Below are 22870 nucleotides of genomic sequence, written 5' to 3' on the forward strand. Positions count from 1 at the left end.
TATTTTAGGTTTTTACCGTTCACTTGGGGCAAAGCTTCTGGTAAGGGTTGGCTTAATTCTAATTAGTTTTCAATTTTTACGATAGACATTTTTCCATTATATGGTCTATTTCCTTTTGCTGATAAAGCGTTGGTGGCGCTTCCGATATCGTCAAATTTTTCATAGAAAATATAATATTTACTCGTGTTAACATCGTGGAAGAAATCGACATCGGTTCTTCCTGAGGCCACTACATTCTTTAAAAATTTATTTCTACGATATGTATCGCTATGCACCGCAATAATGAGGTAGTAACCACTCTCAATGTTCTCGATGTTTTTTAATATTTTAATGCTATTGCCTTGAAGCTCTCCAAAATCAAAATCCTCTTCTTTTAATGGTGTTTCGCTTAAGCTTGTGGTTTCTCTAATGCTTTTTAACATGGCACGATCTTGACTGTAGCGGTCTTTTTCACTGCTATAAGCTGCACGTTTAATGCGTCTACGTTTTTCAAATTCAGTAGCCACTTTTATCGCTTCAAGCTTAACATCTAATTGTGCGAGAAGATTATTGGCTTTTAATTGTTCAGCCTTTAATCGCTTAATTTCTTTCTTGTAAAAGAGGTTAACTTCATCCATAGCAAATTCACTATTCTCACTACGTGTATCGTACAGTTTTGTTAAGGCATCGATATTCTCTTGTCTTTCAGCAATAACCTTATCTAAATCGAATTTAATCGCTCTTAATTTATTGTTTTCAGCGGTTACACTTTTAAAAGCTTTAGGTGCTACGGTTATCCCTTGATCACTTAAATCATTTTCTTCCTTAAGGTCTTTTAAGTCCTGATCTTTGATGTCAATGATGGCACTTAATTGCGCTAATAAATCATTTTGAACTGCCTCAGCGTCAGTCGTTATTTCAGTAAGCTCTTGCATTTCCATACCTAACTGATCTGTCGCTTGCACAGTGTCTACCACTGGATTTTCAACGCCTTCATTTACTACAGTTTGCGCCTCAGCTTCTGCAGCGACTTGTGCTTGTTCTTCTGCTAAACGTTGGGCCTCAGCTTCGGCAGCAGCTTGTGCCTGTTCTTCCGCTAAACGTTGGGCTTCAGCTTCTGCGGCAGCTTGTGCTTGTTCTTCCGCTAAACGTTGGGCTTCAGCTTCTGCAGCAGCTTGTGCCTGTTCTTCCGCTAGACGTTTAGCTTCTGTTTCTGCGGCAGCTTGTGCCTGTTCTTCTGCTAGACGTTTGGCTTCTGCCTCTGCTGCAGCTTGAGCTTGTTCTTCTGCTAAACGTTGCGCTTCTGCTTCGGCAGCAGCTTGAGCTTGTTCTTCCGCTAATCGTTGGGCTTCAGCTTCGGCAGCAGCTTGTGCTTGTTCTTTTGCTAGTCGTTTCGCTTCAGCTTCGGCAGCGGCTTGTGCTTGTTCTTCCGCTAAACGTTTGGCCTCAGCTTCGGCAGCGGCTTGTGCTTGTTCTTCCGCTAGACGTTTGGCTTCAACCTCTTGTTCGGCCGTTTTATCATCCTTAGTATTTTGAGCAACAACCACCGTTTCTGTAGATTCTTTTTCAGATTCTATTTTTGAAACCGTCTCCTTTGTTTCAGGAGTTTTCTTTTTAGAACTCGTGGTACGCGCCACTTTAGATTTTCTTGTCTTTTTATAACGACGCTTATTTCCTGAAGACAGAATACTACTTATTTCATCTTCACGACTGTAATCGTAATACTTCTTATTCTTAAAACGGTAAGCCAGTGTTATTTCATGCGAAGATCCAAATTGATTAAGATCACCGAACGCCGTTTCATAATTATACTCCAGCGCAATGTGATCCGTAATATGCAAACCTAGTCCACCTGAAATACCGTATAATGTATTGTAGCCTACTTGTGCCCATATTCCTTTTGGCACTGTAACCATAGCGACACCCGACAGAATAGTCTCTTCCTCTTGAAATTCGGACTGAATTAAACCTGTGAATTTACTACGATCAAAAAAACCACGGCTACGCATATAGCCCGTGTATAACATATGCGCTTGTAAACTTTGCTTAGGATTCTCCTCAATAAGCGTAGAGGTTTTTACATTATATAAAGCTAAATTTTTAACGGCAAGTCCGAAATCTAAAAATTCCGTACCATAATTAATTCCTGGATTAACGGTTAATAAGAAATTATCAGGAATATTTTGTAATGACGGATCTTGAAAATTGGTAATAACATTAGCGGTATTTACACCACTTTTATAGGCTCCAATATTAAGTCCGAAGGTTAAATTGCTATCATATCCCAACTGGGCATTGTAGGCAAAATTAAGAACCCCACCAAAAGTAGTAAGTACACCATAGTTTTGCTGAAACAACCCGATTCCGGCACCAATATTTTCACCAAAACGTCCTGAATAACTCGCTAAATAGGTGAGAGGCGCATTCTCAAATTGTACCCATTCTCTTTTGTTATAGAAACTGATGTATTTAGTTTGTTCCCTTACAAAACTAAAGGTTGGGTTTATGGTAAAACGATTAAAGGTTAAAGAATTACGTGTTGGCAAATCAAAAGCCACCACGCCATCATCTTCTTGCGCATAGAAGTGCCCTGATGAGCAGATACATAATATGAGAAGTAGAAAATATCTTTTCATGCTATTTCACGACCGTAATCGATCCTTTTTTTGTTTCGTTATCGGCTGTCGTGATGACGTAATAATACACTTGACTTACACTGGTTAAATTTAAATCGGTTTCTGGCCAATTATTCTGATAATCATTGGTTTTAAATACCACTTTACCACGATTGGTCATGATGATAATTTCCGTATCTGTACCACTTACATATTGCGCTGGAATAATCCAAGTATCATTAATTTGATCGCCATTAGGACTAATTACATTTGGAATATTAGCCACTTCAGGAAAAAGATCTAAAGCTTCTTCAATATAAAAAGCATAAGCTACAGAAGCATTACAACCTGCTGTTTCTGTGATCACCACTTCGTAATCTCCAAAGGCTGTAGCTTCTAACGTCTCATCTATTGCTGAAGTGATAAGCGTTCCGTTTAAATACCATTCATATATAGGGTCTAAAGCAGTATCCGTTACTGTTACTGTTAAAGACTCGCTATCTAACATCTCATTAAATTCAGGAACATTAATAGAACTGTCAAACAATTCGCTGACCAACTCAATAGATCCCGAAGTTAAACAAGCGCCTAAATCAACAATTACAGAGTACAGTCCTGACGCATCCGTTTGATACATTTGAGACGTGGCATCTGGAATTATGTTTCCATCTTTATACCATTGATAACTTACACCACCAATCGTACTTAAGGTTGTATAACCTTGCTCAGGACAAAAAGGATTTCCTAAACTAGAAGCAATAGTAGCGTTAGCTTCACCTGAGGTCGCTTGACTAATGGTTACACGATTTGAAAATGAATCTGAAGTACAGCTTCCGTAATTCGTTTTTACAAAATAAGTTCCTTCAGTATCCACGGATAGGGTAGGACCATCCGCTACAAAAGCCGATGTTGTCGGACTCGTTTCTCTATACCACTTATAGGTAAGGTTTGGATATTGTAATGGTGAATTGTTTGATCCACTTCCAGGGTTATCAATAGTTAACAAATAACTACCTCCTGCACAGAATGCACCTGTTGAAACCAAATTATTAATGGTAAAAGGTTCATCTTGAATTTTATAATAGGCAGCAAAGCCCACAGATCTTGAACTTGTTCCTGCCGGCGAAGAACTTTTAATACGAATCTTATAGTTTTCTCCAGCTGTAGTTTCAGGAATAGAAAATCCAACCGTCGCTGGCGATGATGTAATTTCACCTTCAGCAGACGTATACACTACGGTAGTGGCATCAAATTCACCATCAGCATCCGATAATTCTACACTAAATTGATTTGTAGATAAATCATCGGCCGTTGAAAAGATAAAGGTGGCATAGTAGGTATTAAAATCGGCACTCGCACAAGCTTGCGTAAATCCAAGGTTTGGGGTCCCAATTACAATTTGCGCCTTAGCTTCACTGAATATTGCTCCTATAAAAAAGCAAATTCCGCATAAGAATTGAGTGAGGTAGGTTGGTTTAAGCATTGAGGAAGAATTGTAGTTTTTTAATCTATAAGCTTGTTTGGGATTTCATGAAACGTATCAACAGGATAATTAAGCGCTTAATGCCTTAGCAGCACTAAGTCTATTCGTCTTCATCGTCAAATAAATCGTTAGACGCAATAATTTTGTTAATTCGCAATCTGAAATCAGGATACTTGCTGTGATCAGAGTCTATAAACGTTTCCTCATCTGGTCCTTTAGAGTATACATTATCAAAAGCTCTAGAGCCGTACCAACTTTCTAAATCGTCATTATTTGTGTAGCCTTTTCTAAAAATATTGCCTTTACAATTATTAAAGTAAGAGCGTGTAAATCTAATTTTAATAAGATTTTCATTATTGATCTGAATTTTATCATCTAAGATTACCGCAGGCTGAAATCCAGAAATCACACTTTTATTAATATGAAAAGTCGCATCAGCTCCAATAAAAATAGCCTCTTGCACCAAGCTCATTTGCATATCGGTTTTAAGATCGTTACTCACATTAATCAGTGTAAGGTTAGAAGCATCTACAAAAGTTTCTTTCTTGGTACTATCTGAATTCTCTTTATTATCATAAGATTTTATAGCCATACAACGTGAGCCGTCTGCGCTTGAAATATATGGAGAACGAATAGCGATAGAGTTTTCAATTCGACTTTGTGTTCCGTAGTTAAAATTAAAATCATTTTTACGCGCTCTATAAGAAACCACTTTAGTTAAAGCAATTTCCCCACCTAAAACGTTATAAGCATGACCATCACTATAACTCACCATAACATTTTTAATGGCAGTTTGGTTACCCACACCTGCTAAGGTTAAACCACTAAAATTCCCAAAGTCTTTCGTTTTCTTACCGGCGTATTCAATTCTAACATAATTCAGAGAACCTGAATTAGCCTCCAAGTGCTCTCCTCCATAACTAATATGGTTGGTTTCGGTAGGTCTAAACCCATAATTAAGTGCTGTTACATTTCCAAATACATTTGTAGGCGCATCACCTAATAAAAATAAGCCACCCCAATCACCAGGTTTCTTATCCGTTTTATTAGAGGTAAACACAATAGGATCTGTCGCTGTACCTTCTGCTATAATTTGAGAACCATTAGTAATAATTAAAGCGCCTTTACTTTTAGAGTCGCCTAAGATTACGGTTCCTGGTTCTATAGTTAACGTCGTACTATCCGTAACAAAAACATCCCCTAATAATAAATAGGTATTTCTTTTAGATAGGGTAATGTCTTCAGTGATGTTCCCTGAAAGAATTTGATTAGGCTCATCGTAGTTAGCTTTATTAGGCTGAAAATCAGTCCAGCTGTCTAGCCAATTATTATATCCTGTAATTCCTTTTTCCTGTTGTGCGAATAACGAACTAAAAGCAACTAAGAAGAAAAGTGAGGTGAGTGTAATATTTTTCATAAATAGGGTCTTTTGATGTTGATTATAAGGGCTTTTCATACAATTAAGATCAAACATATAAACTTTATCTATGAAACACAAATAATATCGACGAAATGCACAAATTAAACCTATTTGTAGGTAAAAGCACACAGAAAAAGCCTCTTTGTCGGATTAAAGAACGGATAAAAGTATAATTTTAACATTTGACGCTCATTTTAAGACCAAAAAAAACCTTGACCGTAAAGTCAAGGTTTTCATACAAGATTTAGAATTTAAATCTCTTATTATTCTTTTTTGAAATCGTCATAAGTATGAAGCGCTTTTAACGTCGATTCATAGAACAAGATTGCCGCTATTAAATCTACCGTATCAGAATAGGGTAAAATCTTTTTCTGAAACTCAATAGTACTATCAAAGTACGAGGTCGAAGCTTCTATGTTTTCTTCAAGCGCTTTTTTATTGTCTTTAGTATCCGGAATCCCTAAAGACTCCATTGTTACTCCCGGTTTCGTCGCAAAGGCAATATTGGGAAGAATATTTACGATAACTTCAATTCGCTCGATATAGAGATCCAGTAGCTCTCCTTTTTTCATCTTTTTTAAATCCTCACGACTGTGGTATTTCTTTATATTGACTTTACCACTAATAATACTCTGGGAATGGTCTTTTTTCTGGGCAAATGTAAGGCTCGTAAGGAGTAAAAATAGAGCACAAAAAAAAGTAGATTTGGTTTTCATATTCACGCTTTTTAGATCATGTTAGGGACACAAATCTATACAATTTATTAAATAAAACAACTTTATTTCAAAGATTTTACAAAAGAAAGTCTACATATGAAATGCATGTTTTAGCGGATAAACGGCTAATACGCTTGATAAAACGCATATTTTATCGACGAAATACTTTTTCCGTTTTTTCAAGATTAGACACACCTTGAGTCATTTTTCATCCTAAAAGTGGCCGAAAAAAAACCATATGAAATTTCATTTTACAGCCTATTAACAGCTTGTTATTTTAGAACAAAAAATCATCCTGCAAAATCATCTTTTCTAACCTACTTTGCAGCGTTCAAAACACACCTCATTTAAACCTTATCAACCCCAATAATTTCATCTTTTCATGCCTAAACAAACGAGGAACCAGAACTAATCCACTCAATATCAAACGCTAATCGTGCTTTTCGTCGGATTTTTTAACCTCTAATTTCACTTTATCGGATAAAAACTGCATTAATATGATTTTTAAGGTTTTACCGTATTTAATTGACAACTTTGAAGGTATTAAAACCTATTTGTATGAAAAATTTGAGCGCCTTCCTTTCGATCCTTAGTGTATGTTTCATGTTCAATACTGTTGTTGCACAAGATGCCGACTTAGAAACGGATTTAGAACAACTTATTGCGCCCAATGTTATAAAGCAATTAAGATCTGTTGATACTATTCCTGAATATCATTCGAAAGAAAACAAGCTTAAATTAACGGGAACAATTTACCAAAGTGATGGTGTTACACCAGCAAAAGATGTTATCCTATTTATAGAACAACCTGATGAAGATGGTAATTTTGATTTAAGAAAATCTGGAGATGAACGTTATGTGTTTCATCGCAGTTGGGTTAAAACGGATGCGAACGGACAATATACCTTATATACATTTGTGCCAGGAGGGGACAGACGTTATAACCAACCACAACAAATATTTCCATCTATAAAAGCACCCGCGACGCCAAAATATATGGAAGACACCTTATTATTTGATAATGATCCGTTATTAACGCAATCTTGCAGAAAGCGTATGAAGAAAAACGGAGATACGTCACGCATCTTAAAACCTCAAACTGAAGATGGTTTATTAGTGGCAGAATACGACATCATCTTAAAATCGGATACTATGGCCATGCGCTAATCTCTATAAACAACAATTTCATATTTTAAAAACGCTCTACAATTTTAGAGTGTTTTTTTTATGCTTAATATAAGAGGTATAATTCTAAAAGTATTAGGGTTACAGTTCTCATTTAATGGGTTAAAGCATAAGACGGTTTTTTACGATCTTCCTCATCTTAATATAAAACCGAGATTATGCCCATAAGCACCCAGGATCCTTCAGAAACCGTTAGAAATTCCGTTTTAGATTATTACGATCGCTTTTTAGAAGTTTTACCTCGTATTGCCTTAGGAATCCTTGTGATTATTTTAGGAGTTCTTATCGCTAAATTTTTGACAGATATTTATAAGAAACGAATCTTAAAAAAAGCTGAAGACCCCCTTATGGCACGCTTTCTAGCGCAAGCCATAAAAACCATCCTTATTTTAATTGCCATATTACTCGCCTTACAAGTTGCCGGCTTAAGTGGAGTAGCTACTGGGATACTCACCGCCGCTGGAGGTGCGGCTATTGTTTTAGGTTTTGCTTTTCAGGATATTGGAAAAAACTTTTTAGCAGGAATTATACTTGCTTTTAATCGTCCTTTTAATGTTAACGACACCATCTTGGTAGCCGATCTGTTTGGGAAAGTAAAGGCTTTAAATTTTAGATACACCCATATAAAAACACCTGATGGCCGCGATATTTTTATTCCTAATAGTGACGTCCTCACTAAAGCGGTAGAAAACTACACAGCCGATGGCTATTATAGGAATGAATTTATAGTAGGAATTTCTTATGAAGATGATATTGAAGCGGCTAAAACCATCATTCACCATATTTTAAATTCGCATCCCGATATTGTTCATGATGATATCCACGATAACTTCGTTATAGAAAACGAACTCGCGGCAAGTACCGTGAACCTTAAAGTCTTCTTTTGGGTTGAAACTTTAGATTATAGAAAATCATCTCGCATTCTAAGAGGTCTCGTTATTAAACAAGTCAAAGAAGTCCTAGCTAAGGAAGGCTTTAATCTTCCGGCGGATATTAAAGAATTAAAACTCTATGGTAACGAAGAAGATATTCCTTTACGTGTCCGTAAAGATCCTAGAGATCGCGCTTCAGAATAAATTATAAATCCTGAAAGCTAAACGCCTTCCTTTATTTTTATTTTTTAACCGGAACGGCTTTCAATTTTATAATACCTAAAGCGTTTAAAATTTTAATAATCACATAAGTGACATCAATTTCATACCAATTGACACCAAAATTAGCACGGCTCGCATGCTTATGATGGTTATTATGGTAGCCTTCGCCCATCATTAAAAAATCGAAACGAAATAAATTTTTACTGGTATTCTTCATTTTAAAGTTAACATAACCATAAATATGACCAAACCAATTAATAATAACCCCGTGGATAGGCGCCATTAAAAGCGTAACAGGTAATAATAGCCACTGCCACCAAGCTGTAGCAAAAACAGCAAAAACCACAACATATAAAGCCATCCATAAAAGTCTAGAAAAGCGAGAACTGGCAAAGGCATCAAATGATTTCCATTGCGGAACATTTTTAGTAAAACGCTCGTCTACAGCAATACGTTGTTGATTAATATCTTGGTAGATTGTTTTTGTTTTCCACATCATTGCAAACACATTAGCATCATATGAAGGGGAGTGCGGATCTTGTTCTGTATCCGTATACGCATGATGCATACGGTGCATTATACCATACCCATAAGCACTTAAATAACTAGAGCCTTGAAAAATCCAAGTTAGAATAAAAGTAAGACGCTCTACAGGCTTAGACATAGTAAACACTTGGTGCGCGGCGTAACGGTGAAGAAAAAAAGACTGAAAAAAGAGTCCCCCATACCAAAGCACAAGCACAAACAAAATAATAATCATAACATTTTTTTTGCAAAGATAAATTGATGTCTTAAGCCAAACAATGAACCTAAATCAATTAAATGCAATTACAATCGTTTTCTAATTCGGCTTAAAGCTTGGGCTGTTACTCCTATATAAGAGCTAATATATTTAAGAGGAATCACCTTTAAAAGTTCTGGACGTTCTTTAAATAATTTTAAATAACGTTCTTCCGCTGTGAGGTTTAAGAGGTTTTGTTCGCGTTTTGATTTGAGTAAAAACAAACGCTCAGCGGTAAGTCTACCAATTAAATTTCCTATTTGTGTGTGCTGATACACGTCTTGCAAGTCGTCATAAGTCATACTTAACAACGTCGTATCTGTAAGGGCTTGTAACTGGTAGGCTGAAGGGGTTTGGGTTAAAAAAGAATCGTAAGCACTTACAAACTGATTTTTAAAACTAAAACCAAAGGTAATTTCTTTATTCGGGTTCTCTTTCGGAATAAATAAACGCACCACACCAGATTCTATAAAAGAAATATGATTCTCTATAGCGTCAGTTTTTAAAAAGACCGTTTTCTTTTTTATAACTCTACGCTGTAATCTTGAAGTAAAATAATCCCAGTCCGGCTGTGAGATCGTCGCTAACTGGTCTAAATACGCTTTTATTTGTTCCACTCTTTTTTACTAACAGTTAAAACGGTAAAGATACATATTCGTGCTATTTTTAGAATGAATTTAGATAATATTCCATGATATCTTTAGAATGTTTCTTACTAACTCTATTATTTATATTATTTTTGCAGCATATCAATTAAAAGTAAACCATTGCTTTTTGCATTTTTAAATCTAATACACAATAGAAAAGATGATTAAAAATTTAATAAATAAATTGTTTAATAGTAATAAGGAGTTAGAAACGAAAGAAGGTGTCGTGAAATTTTTTAATGCTAAAAAAGGATTTGGATTTATTATCATTAACGATTCTAACGAAGAGATCTTTGTACACACTACAAACCTTGTGGATAAGATTAGGGAAAAGAATAAGGTATCATTTAATATCGAAAAAGGTAAAAAAGGTCCTATCGCAACAAATGTTCGTGTGATAAAGAAATCTTAATCCCTGATAAAATTCTTAACCATTTTAATTAATGGTTTTTTTATGCCCAATTGTTATCACTCAGAAGTGTGAAGCTCAGTAGACTAATACCTATAGCTTTTACACCTTCAACATACAGCATCTAACGCCGGCTGTTTTTATTTTTCATAATACCGAGAACGGTATGCGTATCTTTACCAAAATTATTATTTATGTCTAAGCATTTTTCCGATTTAGGAATCCAAACTGAACTTATCCAGAGTTTAGCCGAATTACAAATTTCTGTCCCTACAGATATTCAGCAAAAAGCCATCCCAATTCTACTGAATCAGAAAGAGGATGTGGTTGCTATTGCACAAACAGGTACGGGAAAAACGGCAGCCTTCGGACTTCCTTTACTTCAGCTTATCGATGTTGATAACACTAATGTTCAGACAGTTATTTTAGCGCCAACGCGTGAGTTGGGTCAGCAAATTTATTCGAATCTACAAGATTTTTCAAAACATAACCCTTCTATTTCTATGGTTGCCGCTTTTGGTGGGCAACCCGTAAAACCACAAATAGAACAATTAACGCAACCAACACACCTAGTTGTTGCTACGCCAGGACGTTTAGTGGATTTAATAGAGCGAAACGCCATAGATTTAACGCAACTTCGCTATTTGGTTTTAGATGAAGCTGATGAAATGCTAAGCGCTCTAAAAACGGACGTCGATCAAATTATTAAAGCGCTTCCTAAAACAAGACGTACGTTATTGTTTACTGCAACCTTATCGGGTGCCATTAAACAATTGGTGCAGAATTATATGTCTAAAAAGGTGGTTCAAATTGAGGCTCGGACCGAAACCAAAGGACATCAAGGTATTGACCACCAATTTGTGGTTGTAGAACCTATAGAAAAATTAGAAGTGCTCATGCATTTTTTAAATTCTAGAGAAGGTGAACGCGGTATTATTTTTTGTAAGACGAAAGCTGCCGTTAACAAATTAGCTAAGAATCTAGCCATTCATAAATTCTCGTCTGGAGCACTTCATGGAAGTTTATCTCAAGGGATTAGAGATCGTATTATGGGTCAATTTAGAGAGGGTCATATTTCTATTTTAGTGGCCACGGATTTAGCCGCAAGAGGTATTGATGTTAAAGACATCTCTTATGTTGTAAACTATCACCTTCCAGATACCTATGAAGCTTATGTGCATCGAAGTGGACGAACGGCTAGGGCAGGAGCGAAAGGTCTATCTTTAACGGTACTTCAGGAAGAAGAAGTTATTGATATTGATGATTTTGAAGATGAATTAGGAATTACATTTACCGAAATACAAAAAGCAGACGCACAAAGTCTAGAAGACAATAACACCTTACTTTGGGCTAAAAAAATCTTTAAAACAAAGCCTAATCGCGAGGTTTCTGAAGATTTAAAGGCGAAAGTAAAAACCATATTTCATCATTTAACTAAGGAAGAGTTAGTTGATAAAATTCTCTCAAATTATTTAATGCAAAACAGCAAAAACATCCCTACAACAGCGGACTCTAAAGCTAAGAAAAAGAAATAATTATGGCAGAACCGATAAAAACACAGGCAGAGATTTTAGAGAAATTAAACATTTCGGCTCTTAATCCGATGCAGAAGGAGGCTCAAAAGGTTATTCCTAATCATCCCAATACCATTTTACTTTCCCCTACAGGAACCGGTAAAACCTTGGCTTTTGCATTACCTCTTATTCAGAGTTTAGATCCCAATTGTGAGCATATTCAAGCTTTGGTGTTAGTGCCATCTCGAGAATTAGCCATTCAAATAGAACAGGTGATTCGCTCTATGGGCTCTGGCTATAAAGTCAATGCTGTTTACGGAGGAAGGGCGATGTCTAAGGATAAAATTGACTTGAAACACACTCCTGCTATTTTAGTAGGGACTCCGGGGCGTATTGAAGATCATTTCTCAAATGAACGCTTCACAAAAGCGCACATAAAAACCTTAATTCTCGATGAATTTGACAAGTCTTTAGAGGTTGGTTTTGAATATGAAATGCGCGCCATCATTAAGGATTTAACCCATTTAAACAAACGTGTATTAACCTCTGCGACTCAAGGCGTAGATATTCCTGATTTTGTTGGGCTTAATGCGCCTAAAGTCATAGATTATTTAGGGACTAAAGTTTCTAAATTAGCCTTAAAATTGGTTATATCTCCAGATAAGAGTAAACTAACCACACTTTTAGGTTTATTACAGCATATTGGAAATGCCCAGGGAATTATTTTCTGTAATTTAAAAGATAGCATACAGACGGTTAGCGATTTTCTAAACAAGCATCGTATAACTCATGGTTGTTTTAATGGCGGGATGGAACAGAAAGATCGGGAACGTGCCCTTATTAAATTTAGAAATGGCACCCACCAATTACTGATTGCAACAGATTTGGCTGCACGTGGTATTGATGTTCCCGAAATGGAATTCATTATCCACTATGAGCTTCCACTTCATAAAGAAGAATTTATTCATAGAAATGGAAGAACAGCACGTGTTTCAGCAAAAGGAACGGCGTACATTTTAAAATGGAAAGATCAATTATTACCCGATTTTATTGAGGCCGCAGATGTGGCGGATACCACTTCAAAATCACCTATTAAGCCTACCTATTGGGAAACCTTATTTATTTCGGGCGGACGAAAGGACAAAATATCTAAAGGCGATATCGCTGGTTTATTTTTTAAACAAGGCCAGCTTAAAAAAGATCAGTTAGGGGTTATTGAATTAAAACAAGATTGCGCTTTTGTCTCTGTTCCGGCTAAACTTGCTGAAAATTTAGCGGCAGACCTTAACAATTCGCGTTTAAAGAAGAAAAAAGTAAGAGTTTATCTTATTTAAGGTCTTCAAATCAACCTTATTACTTTTAAAAGGATTCACTTATTTTAAGTTGAAGTGCTACGCTAATAAAGGCAATAACACTTCAACTTGAATGAGTAGTATTTAACTAGCAACGCCAAATTCCGCATTAGGCGTTCTTAAGGCGTCACTAAAGGCTTTAAGGTTTTCCACACGGTATTGGCCACTAATTCATGACCTTCCTCAGTAGGGTGGATGCCATCTTTTTGATTCAGTTCAGCAATTCCACCGACATCTTCTAAAATAAAAGGGATAAATTCAATCTCATTTTTTTCAGCAAGATTCATAAAAACCTGTTTAAAATCTCTAGTATATTCTTGTCCCATGTTAGGTGGCAACTGCATACCCGCCAGGATAATTTTTGTCTTAGGACTTTCAGACTTAACACGATCTATAATAGCTTGTAAATTCATGGTGGTTTCCACTAAATTAACACCTCTAAGACCATCATTAGCCCCTAATTCTAAAATAAATATATCGATATCTTGATTTAGAACCCAATCAATACGGGCTTTTCCTCCAGCTGTCGTTTCACCACTAACCCCAGAATTAACCACGGTATAATCTAAACCTAAAGTATCTATTTTACGTTGTAAAACTCCCGGATACGCATCATCCGTATCGTCTAAGCCATAACCTGCCGTAATACTATCCCCAAAACACAAAATCGTTTTAGTCCCACTCGTTTCCGTTTCAGTTTGTTCACTAACAACTTCCGTATTTACTTCAGCCGTTTTCTTTTCTGTGTTACGATCACCACAAGCCACCACAAGCAGTACCGTTAGAAAATAACAAAACTTTATGAGTTTCTGAGAGATGGAGGTTAGTACATTTAAACGCAATTGATTATTTTCAGCCTTCGACATAAAGTGTCTTATTTTAATTAATAATTAGTATGCCAAAGATATTAAACATAACTGGTCTAGAAAAAACATATTCTAGCGGTAACAAACAATTAACGGTCTTGCATGAGGTTTCCTTTGCGGTAGAACAAGGACAAACCTTTTCTATTGTTGGCCCATCTGGAAGTGGAAAAACAACATTACTTGGATTATGTGCGGGTTTAGACCAACCTAATAAAGGTTCTGTAGAACTTTGTGGCCAAGATTTAAAAACCCTTAGCGAAGATCAAAGAGCGCAACTTAGAAATAAAAATGTTGGCTTTATTTTTCAGAATTTTCAATTACTTCCCACATTAACAGCCTTAGAAAATGTGAGTGTTCCCTTAGAGCTTCAAGGCGATCCTTTAGCGGTTAAAAAAAGTACGGAGTTATTGGAAAAAGTGGGTTTAGGAAAACGAATTCACCATTATCCCTCTCAACTTTCCGGCGGAGAACAGCAGCGTGTAGCTTTAGCAAGAGCCTTTGCCAATGCACCTTCCATTTTATTTGCAGATGAGCCCACTGGGAATTTAGATGAAGAAACAGGAGAAAAGGTCATTCAATTGTTATTGCAACTCAACAAAGAAGCGGGCACCACCTTGGTAATTATCACTCACGATTTAGATTTAGCCCAAAGAACGCAGCAGATCTTACGTCTTAAAGGCGGAAGAATTTTAACTAATGAAATGACATCCGTACAGTAAATAAGACATCGCTTATGAATCAGAATACCATCTGGCTATTTAAAATGGCTTGGAGAGATGCTAAAGCAAGTCGGGTTAGACTCTTGCTTTTTATGGCCTCCATAATACTAGGCATTGCAGCCGTAGTATCCATCCAACTCTTTAGTCATAATCTAACGGACAACATAAAACTGCAGTCCAAAGCTCTAATGGGAGCCGACTATACTATAGACATTAAGCAGGCCCCCAATACTCAAGAACAAGCCCTTATAGACTCTTTACAACCGGACGCCAAAGAAGTAAATTTTGTATCTATGGTGGCCTTTCCTAAAAATGGAGGCACCAAATTGGTTAAAGTAAGAGGTTTAGAAGGGGATTTTCCGTTTTACGGAACTATAGATACCGCGCCAAGCGTTGCCGCAGACACTTATCAAACTTCTGGCGGGGCTTTAGTAGACGCCACCTTAATGCTTCAGTTTAATGTACAACCAGGCGATTCAATTAAAGTTGGTAATCTCACTTTACCAATTGCAGGAGCCCTAAAAGCTATTCCTGGAAGTACCGCAATAAGTACCTCCGTAGCGCCACCAATCGTTATCCCATATCAATTTCTAGAAGCCACAGGACTGCTTCAGTTTGGAAGCCGAAAGGAATATCAATACTTTTTTAAAACACCTGAAACCGTAGATATCGACAAGTTTGCAGAAGCTCTAAAACCCAAACTCGATTCTGGTAATTTAGATTTGGATACCCACACCAGCACAAGTCGACGTTTAGGGAAACGCTATGAAAATGTAGGAAACTTTCTGAATCTAGCGGCATTTATTGCCTTATTACTTGGCTGTATTGGGATTGCAAGCTCGGTACATATTTATATCAAAGAAAAATTAGCGGCCATTGCCGTTTTAAAATGTTTAGGCGCGTCGCGATTACAAAGCTTTTTAATATTTCTTATTCAAATTGCAGGGATTGGAATTATTGGTGGCTTAATGGGATCCCTTATTGGAATCGGAATCCAAACCTTATTTCCTTATTTACTCAAAGATTTTCTACCCTTTACAGTTGAAATTTCTATCGCAGCGCAACCTCTTATTATCGGTGTGTTGTTAGGTTTATTCATGTCCGTATTATTTGCTTTATTGCCTTTATTACGAACTTGGTATGTGTCGCCTTTGGAAGTTCTTCGTGTTAATGAACAAGCTACAAACGAGCCTTTGAAAGTGAAACTTTTGGTGTATGGAGCCATCCTAGCATTCTTGTTTTTATTTTCTTATGGCTTGCTAGATAATTTAAAATACGCTTCGGCATTTGTACTGGCCACATTAGTGACCTTTTCAGTATTAGCAGGCATTGCATGGTTAAGTATCAAAGGAATCAAACGTTTTTTCCCTTCACGCTGGAGCTTTACGGCGCGTCAAAGTTTATTAAATTTATTTCGTCCCAATAACCAAACCGTAGTTTTAGTTGTAGCCATCGGTTTAGGAACCTTTTTAATAAGTAATTTATACTTTACTAAAGATATCCTCTTAGCAAAAACTGAAGTGGAACAGAATGCTGATACCGCCAATTTAATCTTATTGGACGTCCAAACAGAGCAACGTGAAGCTGTTGAAAATCGTATTATAGCGAGTGAATTACCCGTGGTTTCTACCATCCCTATTGTCACCATGCGGATGCACAGTATTAATAACCGCTTAGTGAATGACATCCGACAAGATTCTACACGAAAGGTTAATGGTTGGGTGCTAAGTCATGAGTTTAGAGCGACCTATAGAGATTCGCTTATTGATTCTGAAATTCTAAAGGAAGGTGTTTGGACTCCTCGATTAAATCCAGGAGACCCTATAGTTATTTCAGTATCCGATAATTTAGCTGAAAGTGCAAAGTTAAACGTGGGCGACCCTGTTGTGTTTAATGTTCAAGGGGTACTTATGGAAACTACCATTGGAAGCATCCGTGAGGTCGATTGGCGACAGATGCATCCTAACTTCACTGTACTCTTTCCCGCAGGAGTTTTAGAAAAAGCACCACAATTTAGTGTAGTTTTAACAGCCGTGCCTAACGATAATATTTCAGCGGAACTCCAACGAAATTTAGTGGCTGAATTTCCGAATATTACGGTTATTGATTTGCGACAGGTTTTTACTATTGTTGAAGACATCCTCGATAAGGTTTCTTGGGTGATTAATTTTATGGCCTTTTTTAGCATTATCACAGGAATCATAGTGTTAATAGGATCGGTAAGAACGAGTAAATACCAACGCATTAAGGAAAGTGTTTTACTTAGAACTTTAGGCGCAAAAAACGCACATATTTTAAAGATTTCAGCATTTGAATATCTCTTTTTGGGTGCCTTAGGGAGTTTGGTAGGAATTCTACTAGCCTTAATCAGTAGTCTTTGTTTGGCCTTATTACTTTTTAACGAACCCTTTGTTCCTTCCTTAATACCGTTTGTCGTGTTTTTACCGGGAATTACCCTCTTGGTATTAATCATTGGTCTGAGCAATATAAGAACGGTTTTAAAAAGTTCGCCCTTAGCCGTTTTACGCAAGGAAGCTTAGTATAGACTTAATTATATCTAATAAAATAAGAGCCATTGGAATTTTATTCCTTTAGCTCTTTTTCTTTCTAACCCTCTAGACAACAAGCACAATAAACACTGATTTACAGATGGTTAAAAAAATAGTATCTTTAGAAGAATTCTTATTTTGTTGATTTTGAAATCGATTATAAATTCTTTGCTATTAATTTTATCTGGCCTTGTGTTTCTGACGGTATATGGACAAGAACTGCAGTCTGAATCCTCCTCAGCTTTTTTAGAATTCAAACAGATTAGCGATTCTATGACGGCTATTTTTCCTGAAGATGAACTTCAAACATACCGACGAAGTTCGTATTCAGATGCAGAGATGCAAAACTACCTGTCTTTACATGTGCAGCGCTTAGACCTTTTAAAAAGTATTAAAGGACGTACTCAATTTGTCTTAGACAATTATCTTCATTCTGGCAATTGGTTTCACGAAGTCGGTTTTCCGAAGGAATCCATAAAATCTTATCTTCATTTTTTTGATTATTTTCAAAAGCATCATCAAGAACTCAGTCTAACTCAGCACGAACACTATAAAGAAATGCGGAGTTATGCGAGGAGTATGCTCGCTGAAAGTTATGCTAAACTTGGTGCATATGACGACGCAGAAGAACAGCATAAGACAAATGTAGCGTTCACCAAACCACTTAACTATATCTATCATCCGTCGGCCTTAAATAATTACGGGCTCTTTTTCTATTGGTACAAGAACAAGCCAGATACGGCCATGACGTATTTTAAAAGCGCTTATCGCTTAACACAGGCCCATCATCCGCTGCACAGTCTCAATGGTAGTCTTAGAGATAATATGGCAGACATCTACAGATACCAAAATGACTACCAAAACGCCGCAGCCTTATACGCTGAAAATTTTAAGTTTTACCAAACCGCTAGAAATGAAAAAACCTTATTAATAGACCTCCCAAGACTTGTGAGCGCAGGGGCTCAGAGTATTGAGGCTAATATTTATCTAAACCGTTTAGATACCGCCCAGATAACCTTTAACAAGCTTTCTGATATTGTCCGTTCACCACCCCAAAATCAAGCGTTATCCGCAACCACACAATTGGAATACCTAAACGCTAAAGAGCAATTGCTAAGCGCTCAAAATCGCATAAAAGAGGCCTATAAAGTCGTAAAAACGGTACAAACAATTTCAGATAGTCTTAAGACGCTTTCTGAGCAGGCTGATAAAAAATGGAGAGCAGAACTCAACGCGATTACCTTATCTAAAATAGGATTGGATTTTAAAATAGACCAACTTCAAAAAGAAAAAATGATTAAAGCCCAACGGGTAAAGCTTTGGTTTATCGGAATACTATCTTCTGTATTTATTGTGATTTTGGTGCTCTTAATATTTAATCGCAGACAACATCTGATCAATGCTAAGAACAAACAATTATTAGCCGAGCAAACTTTAGAGAATACGGCTTTAAAAATAGAGCAGCTCAACTCGGAAATAAAATCTAAAGAACGTGATCTATCTGATTTTGCACTAAAACTAACGCAAGACCAAGATTGGGCTAAAAATCTCGCCCATCAATTAGACCAAATTTCTAAAGCAACAGGCGAGGAGCGGAGCAACTTATTTAAAACCTTGTCTACCGACATTAAAAATAAAATCACGGTAGACAGTGATACGCAAGCCTTTTTTGAACGTTTAGATAAATTGAGCGATGCCTTTTACAGTAAGTTAATTGCACAGTTCCCCAACTTAAGTAAAAATGAAATTAGACTCTGTTCACTGATTCGTTTAAAAATTGAAAGCCGCAGTATTGCCACGCTTCAAAATATCACCTTAGCTTCTCTAAATACAAGTCGCTATCGCTTACGTAAAAAACTTCAACTTTCAGAAGACAACGATTTAGATCTGTTTATTCAAAATTTATAATCTCCTCTAAAACAAGCTCTAAAAGCCATTATACATTGCTTGTCTATTGTTTGTCTATAGGCTGTTTATTAAGGGTCTATGCTCAAAATTTAGCTATAGCCTTATAACCCTTTACTTTGGTCTTGTGTAAATTTTGCATGGGCCTCAAACTAAAATAACCTTCATTTTTAGTCTCACTTTTAAAAACAATATTCAGATGAAAACGACACTTTTTGGTTTAGTATTTCTAGGATTAACCCACCTAATTTCAGCACAAAACGAACTCGCTATGGAAATTTCAACTCACAAAACAAAACCCTATAAGAGTTCTAAAGTTGCAGTTCTCAATGCTCCTTATTTAAAGGCTGAACGGCAGGCAACGGCTTCTTTTGCAGCAAACATGAAAACCTTGCAACAGCTTGCAGCGAATTATAACATTAAAAAAGATCCTGTCTATAGTAAGAATAAGAGCGTAACGTATACGGTACATTTTCAATCAAAGGCCAATACCATTACCGCTATTTATGATTACAAAGGCCTTATATTACGTTCTGAAGAACATTATACTGACGTTAGAATTCCATATCAATTGAGCGTGAAATTAGCTAAAGACTACCCCGGATGGTCGTTTTATAAAAGCACTTGCCAATTAAATTACGACCAGCCTGAAGGCACCACAAGACGCTACACGGTACAACTCAAAAAAGATGACCGTATAAAAACAGTTTCCCTTCCCTTAACATCTTAGGTAACCTTGGTTAGCTAAGTTAAAAAGCAGCACCTTAATCGTGCTGCTTTCTTTATGAAGGCCAATCTTATAAAATCTAGCCGAAGTCCAAGGATTTAAGTTAATATTAAGAGCTCCTTTTCTTATTTTTTGTAACTTAATGTCAACCTTAAAAAAAGACACTATGCAAAATCTGTTACGACCAATTTTTATACAAACCCCTACAGCAGCACCAACACCAGGAAGCAGCAGTCCTATTGATTTTAATAGCACTTTTGACATCATTGTGTTTATTGTGCTTCCAATTTTAATGATTGTCTTCTACTTTATTTGGAAACAGCAGAAAAACAACAAACTGTAAACAAAAAGCGACAAAACATTGGCTTAGAGTTCTAAGAGATAGGGTCTTAATATTTTTTGAATATCTCGGTTGTTCTTTTGTGGAATAAGAAAATCATGAAGTTCTTCGGGATGTTGAATTTGAACCTCTTTCTCTATAAAACCGTAACCCAAATACGTCCCATTTTCAATCAAGACAAAGGCGTCTTCCTCTTGGGTACGACCTTTTTCCTTAATCACGAGATCTCTTTTTTGATTACTAATGTCGTAAATAGCTTCAAGTACTCTATTGTTATAGGTTTCTACAGACTCTTCATCTCTGCAAATTCCACGACAATCTGTAATACTGTAATGCGAACATTCGGTAACCGCTTCCTGTAAATGACAATATTTAGGACATAAATTATATTTCGCACACAACTTTTCTAAAAATGCGCGTATTTCCCTGAGACTATAGAATGTAATCATCGGATTAGGGACAAGATTTCCTTTGTTACTCGCTAAATGAATAATCCCTTTTCGATCTTGATAAGAGACAATGGAATAGGCTTGTGGTGCTCGTTTCGCCACTTTATTATGAATAGGATAATAATGTTTAATTGCAGCATCTTCCATCAATAAGGCCACGAGTTCACTCCCGGAAATTTCAAAATCAATATCGCCCGTTTCTCGCACCATATCTAAGGATTTTTTAGTCTTACTATAGAAATGGCTTAGAACTCTCTTTTTTATATTAATGGCTTTCCCCACGTAAATGACCTTCCCTTTTTTATTTTTAAAATAGTAAATCCCAGCCGTGGTCGGTAAAGCTTCAAAAGTGGCCTTAGGAAGGTTAGGAGGTAAGGTTGCTTCTCTAGAATTCTTGTTTAAAAACTCCGTAAATACAGTTGTGGCTTCGGGCTGTGCCAATAACATTTCAAACAAAATAACAGTCGCTTCAGCATCACCACGAGCACGGTGTCTATCCACTAATTTTATATCTAGAGCCTGACAGAGTTTCCCTAAACTATAGGAACGATGCCCTGGCAACAAACGCCTTGAGAGCCTTACGGTACACAATTTTTTTCGTTGAAACGGGAGGTCTAAGCGCTTAAATTCTGAACTTATAATATTATAATCGAAATTAACGTTGTGAGCTACAAAAATGGTTCCTTCTGTAATATCTAAAATATCTTGAGCAATATCCTCAAACAAAGGAGCATCAGCCACTAAATGATTATCAATTCCTGTCAAGGCAGTTATATGTTGTGGAATATAAGCAATGGGATTCACTAAAGAGGTAAACTCATCTACAACCGTATCGCCATCGTATTTAAAAATTGAAATCTCAGTAATGCGTTGACTTTTACCTGTGGTTTCAACATCAATAATTGTATATAACATGATTTTAATTCTTCTTTTTTATAGCCTTGTAAAGATAAGGTTTTCTGCCCATTAAAGTATTCTCGTAGTAGACCGTATACCTTAATCATTTTCACAAAAAAAGCCATGACCACTTACGCAAGGCAAGTTTCCATAGCTATATATATACTTTTTTAGTATAAGCTAACGAAGCGTCAGGCGTCTCTTATTACCGATTAGAGTAAACGTTCTGCAATTTCTAACCAAGTTGAGACGCGGGTATAACCGGTGTCATTGACGTTATGAGGCGAATTAAATAATAGCGTATCGCCGTCAAAATTTTCAAGATTATAAGTTCTATCATCAATAAGCAAATCGCCTTTAAGAATAAACTTATGGCCACACATAATTTGATGCTGCCAGGTAATAAAAGGCATGTGTTCTGCTAACCACTCACTCTTTTCCTCTAAGGAATTCGGAAATTGGGTTGCCGCAGTAGCAATATACACTTCATGCTTTGCATATAGGGCTTCCATAACCTGAATAGCGTCTTTAATAGGCTTTAAATCTCTAAAAAAACCAGGCTGATGCGCATGCTTCAAAATACTTTTTTGATGCATTTCTGGGACGTTTTGCCACATTTCGCCTTCCGTGATTTGAGAGACACATAATTCTTGTTGGTGTTCTAGATTATACATTTCAATGTGCTTGCCATAGGTATCGGCCAAGACATCATCCATGTCTACAAATATTGTCATAGGTTTCAATTTTGTACTAAGGTCTTAATATTGCAAGGAATACGCAAATAACACTTAGGCATTTCACCTTAATTTAACAGCTCTGAATGAGAACCGAATTGCGCGTAATCCCTTTATTTCTTTATTACTTATCCTTATTGTCAATATCCAACTCTAGGTTTTCATTGTGGTCACTACCAAGACTGTGATGTCTATTCTCCTCATCAGAGTGGCGATCATTTGTCAATGGTCTTGCATTTCTACCCCCTGGAATATCGAGATTATTAGCAGCAAAATCTGGCTCGTTTTCACGTTTTTTAAGAATTTCATCATCGCCATTGTCTTGCCTTAAATTTCCAGATTTGTCCCCTAAAAGGCGTTCCTCTTCTTTGGTAATATCTGAATTATAACTGGTTTTGTTTTTATCGTCTTTCATAATCATTTTGTTTTGATGTATCTCAAAATTAACACGATTACCAAAGATGCTTTAACGGAAAAACACAAAATATT

General features: G+C 36.5%; 20 protein-coding genes. 10 read left to right on the plus strand and 10 right to left on the minus strand.

Annotated features, from left to right (window positions below):
• Nucleotides 1-62 precede the first annotated feature (62 nt).
• From ACFQ13_RS02105 to ACFQ13_RS02120, 4 genes are all read right to left on the minus strand, one after another.
• Nucleotides 63-2615, minus strand: a complete 2553-nt coding sequence (locus ACFQ13_RS02105) for a PorP/SprF family type IX secretion system membrane protein (RefSeq protein WP_386113510.1) — start codon at nt 2613-2615, stop codon at nt 63-65.
• 1 nt (nt 2616) lies between these two features.
• Nucleotides 2617-4077, minus strand: coding sequence for a T9SS type B sorting domain-containing protein (locus ACFQ13_RS02110; RefSeq protein WP_386113512.1), 1461 nt, complete (start codon nt 4075-4077; stop codon nt 2617-2619).
• A 100-nt stretch (nt 4078-4177) separates the two neighbouring features.
• Nucleotides 4178-5494, minus strand: coding sequence for a hypothetical protein (locus ACFQ13_RS02115; protein ID WP_386113513.1), 1317 nt, complete (start codon nt 5492-5494; stop codon nt 4178-4180).
• A gap of 266 nt (nt 5495-5760) precedes the next feature.
• Nucleotides 5761-6213 carry a hypothetical protein gene (locus ACFQ13_RS02120; RefSeq protein ID WP_386113515.1) on the minus strand — a complete coding sequence of 151 codons (453 nt, stop codon included), beginning with the start codon at nt 6211-6213 and terminating at the stop codon, nt 5761-5763.
• A 558-nt stretch (nt 6214-6771) separates the two neighbouring features.
• Here ACFQ13_RS02120 and ACFQ13_RS02125 point away from each other — a divergent pair.
• On the plus strand, nt 6772-7380 hold the full coding sequence (locus tag ACFQ13_RS02125; RefSeq protein ID WP_386113517.1) for a hypothetical protein: 609 nt from the start codon (nt 6772-6774) through the stop codon (nt 7378-7380).
• 176 nt (nt 7381-7556) lie between these two features.
• Nucleotides 7557-8474 carry a mechanosensitive ion channel family protein gene (locus ACFQ13_RS02130; RefSeq protein ID WP_386113519.1) on the plus strand — a complete coding sequence of 306 codons (918 nt, stop codon included), beginning with the start codon at nt 7557-7559 and terminating at the stop codon, nt 8472-8474.
• Between the two features lie 37 nt (nt 8475-8511).
• Here ACFQ13_RS02130 and ACFQ13_RS02135 read toward each other — a convergent pair whose 3' ends face one another.
• Together ACFQ13_RS02135 and ACFQ13_RS02140 are read right to left on the minus strand one after the other, a co-directional pair.
• Complete coding sequence (locus ACFQ13_RS02135) at nt 8512-9252, minus strand: acyl-CoA desaturase (protein ID WP_386113520.1); 741 nt, start codon at nt 9250-9252, stop codon at nt 8512-8514.
• A 68-nt stretch (nt 9253-9320) separates the two neighbouring features.
• Nucleotides 9321-9890, minus strand: a complete 570-nt coding sequence (locus ACFQ13_RS02140; RefSeq protein WP_386113522.1) for a Crp/Fnr family transcriptional regulator — start codon at nt 9888-9890, stop codon at nt 9321-9323.
• A gap of 190 nt (nt 9891-10080) precedes the next feature.
• Here ACFQ13_RS02140 and ACFQ13_RS02145 point away from each other — a divergent pair, with 190 nt between their 5' ends.
• The 3 genes from ACFQ13_RS02145 (at nt 10081) to ACFQ13_RS02155 (ending at nt 13177) form a co-directional block, all read left to right on the plus strand.
• Nucleotides 10081-10332, plus strand: a complete 252-nt coding sequence (locus ACFQ13_RS02145) for a cold-shock protein (protein ID WP_114310230.1) — start codon at nt 10081-10083, stop codon at nt 10330-10332.
• A gap of 191 nt (nt 10333-10523) precedes the next feature.
• Nucleotides 10524-11864, plus strand: a complete 1341-nt coding sequence (locus tag ACFQ13_RS02150; protein ID WP_386113524.1) for a DEAD/DEAH box helicase — start codon at nt 10524-10526, stop codon at nt 11862-11864.
• A gap of 2 nt (nt 11865-11866) precedes the next feature.
• Nucleotides 11867-13177 carry a DEAD/DEAH box helicase gene (locus ACFQ13_RS02155; RefSeq protein ID WP_386113526.1) on the plus strand — a complete coding sequence of 437 codons (1311 nt, stop codon included), beginning with the start codon at nt 11867-11869 and terminating at the stop codon, nt 13175-13177.
• 137 nt (nt 13178-13314) lie between these two features.
• On the opposite strand, the gene ACFQ13_RS02160 is transcribed toward ACFQ13_RS02155, so the two are convergent.
• A complete protein-coding gene (locus ACFQ13_RS02160; RefSeq protein ID WP_386113528.1) occupies nt 13315-14061 on the minus strand; it encodes an arylesterase in 747 nt (248 codons plus the stop codon).
• Between the two features lie 29 nt (nt 14062-14090).
• Here ACFQ13_RS02160 and ACFQ13_RS02165 point away from each other — a divergent pair, with 29 nt between their 5' ends.
• The 5 genes from ACFQ13_RS02165 to ACFQ13_RS02185 all read left to right on the plus strand — a co-directional run bounded on the left by ACFQ13_RS02165 (nt 14091) and on the right by ACFQ13_RS02185 (nt 20304).
• Entirely contained in the window at nt 14091-14780 is a 690-nt protein-coding gene (locus ACFQ13_RS02165; protein ID WP_386113529.1) for an ABC transporter ATP-binding protein, read from the plus strand.
• Nucleotides 14781-14824: 44 nt separating this feature from the next.
• Nucleotides 14825-17320 carry an ABC transporter permease gene (locus ACFQ13_RS02170; RefSeq protein ID WP_386114120.1) on the plus strand — a complete coding sequence of 832 codons (2496 nt, stop codon included), beginning with the start codon at nt 14825-14827 and terminating at the stop codon, nt 17318-17320.
• Nucleotides 17321-17497: 177 nt separating this feature from the next.
• On the plus strand, nt 17498-19237 hold the full coding sequence (locus ACFQ13_RS02175; protein ID WP_386113531.1) for a hypothetical protein: 1740 nt from the start codon (nt 17498-17500) through the stop codon (nt 19235-19237).
• A gap of 196 nt (nt 19238-19433) precedes the next feature.
• Nucleotides 19434-19964: a hypothetical protein gene (locus ACFQ13_RS02180; protein ID WP_386113533.1), complete on the plus strand. Its 531-nt coding sequence runs from the start codon at nt 19434-19436 to the stop codon at nt 19962-19964.
• 163 nt (nt 19965-20127) lie between these two features.
• On the plus strand, nt 20128-20304 hold the full coding sequence (locus ACFQ13_RS02185; RefSeq protein ID WP_114310497.1) for an adenylosuccinate synthetase: 177 nt from the start codon (nt 20128-20130) through the stop codon (nt 20302-20304).
• A gap of 23 nt (nt 20305-20327) precedes the next feature.
• Here the strand turns inward: ACFQ13_RS02185 and ACFQ13_RS02190 are convergent, their stop codons facing one another.
• The 3 genes from ACFQ13_RS02190 to ACFQ13_RS02200 all read right to left on the minus strand — a co-directional run bounded on the left by ACFQ13_RS02190 (nt 20328) and on the right by ACFQ13_RS02200 (nt 22796).
• Nucleotides 20328-21665 (minus strand): exonuclease domain-containing protein, encoded by a 1338-nt coding sequence (locus ACFQ13_RS02190; RefSeq protein ID WP_386113535.1) that lies wholly within the window; start codon nt 21663-21665, stop codon nt 20328-20330.
• 194 nt (nt 21666-21859) lie between these two features.
• Nucleotides 21860-22381, minus strand: a complete 522-nt coding sequence (locus ACFQ13_RS02195; protein WP_114310239.1) for a 5' nucleotidase, NT5C type — start codon at nt 22379-22381, stop codon at nt 21860-21862.
• Between the two features lie 124 nt (nt 22382-22505).
• Nucleotides 22506-22796 (minus strand): hypothetical protein, encoded by a 291-nt coding sequence (locus ACFQ13_RS02200; RefSeq protein WP_386113537.1) that lies wholly within the window; start codon nt 22794-22796, stop codon nt 22506-22508.
• Between the last annotated feature and the right edge of the window lie 74 nt (nt 22797-22870).

This window comes from Winogradskyella rapida (assembly GCF_042675845.1).
Lineage (GTDB): Bacteria > Bacteroidota > Bacteroidia > Flavobacteriales > Flavobacteriaceae > Winogradskyella > Winogradskyella rapida.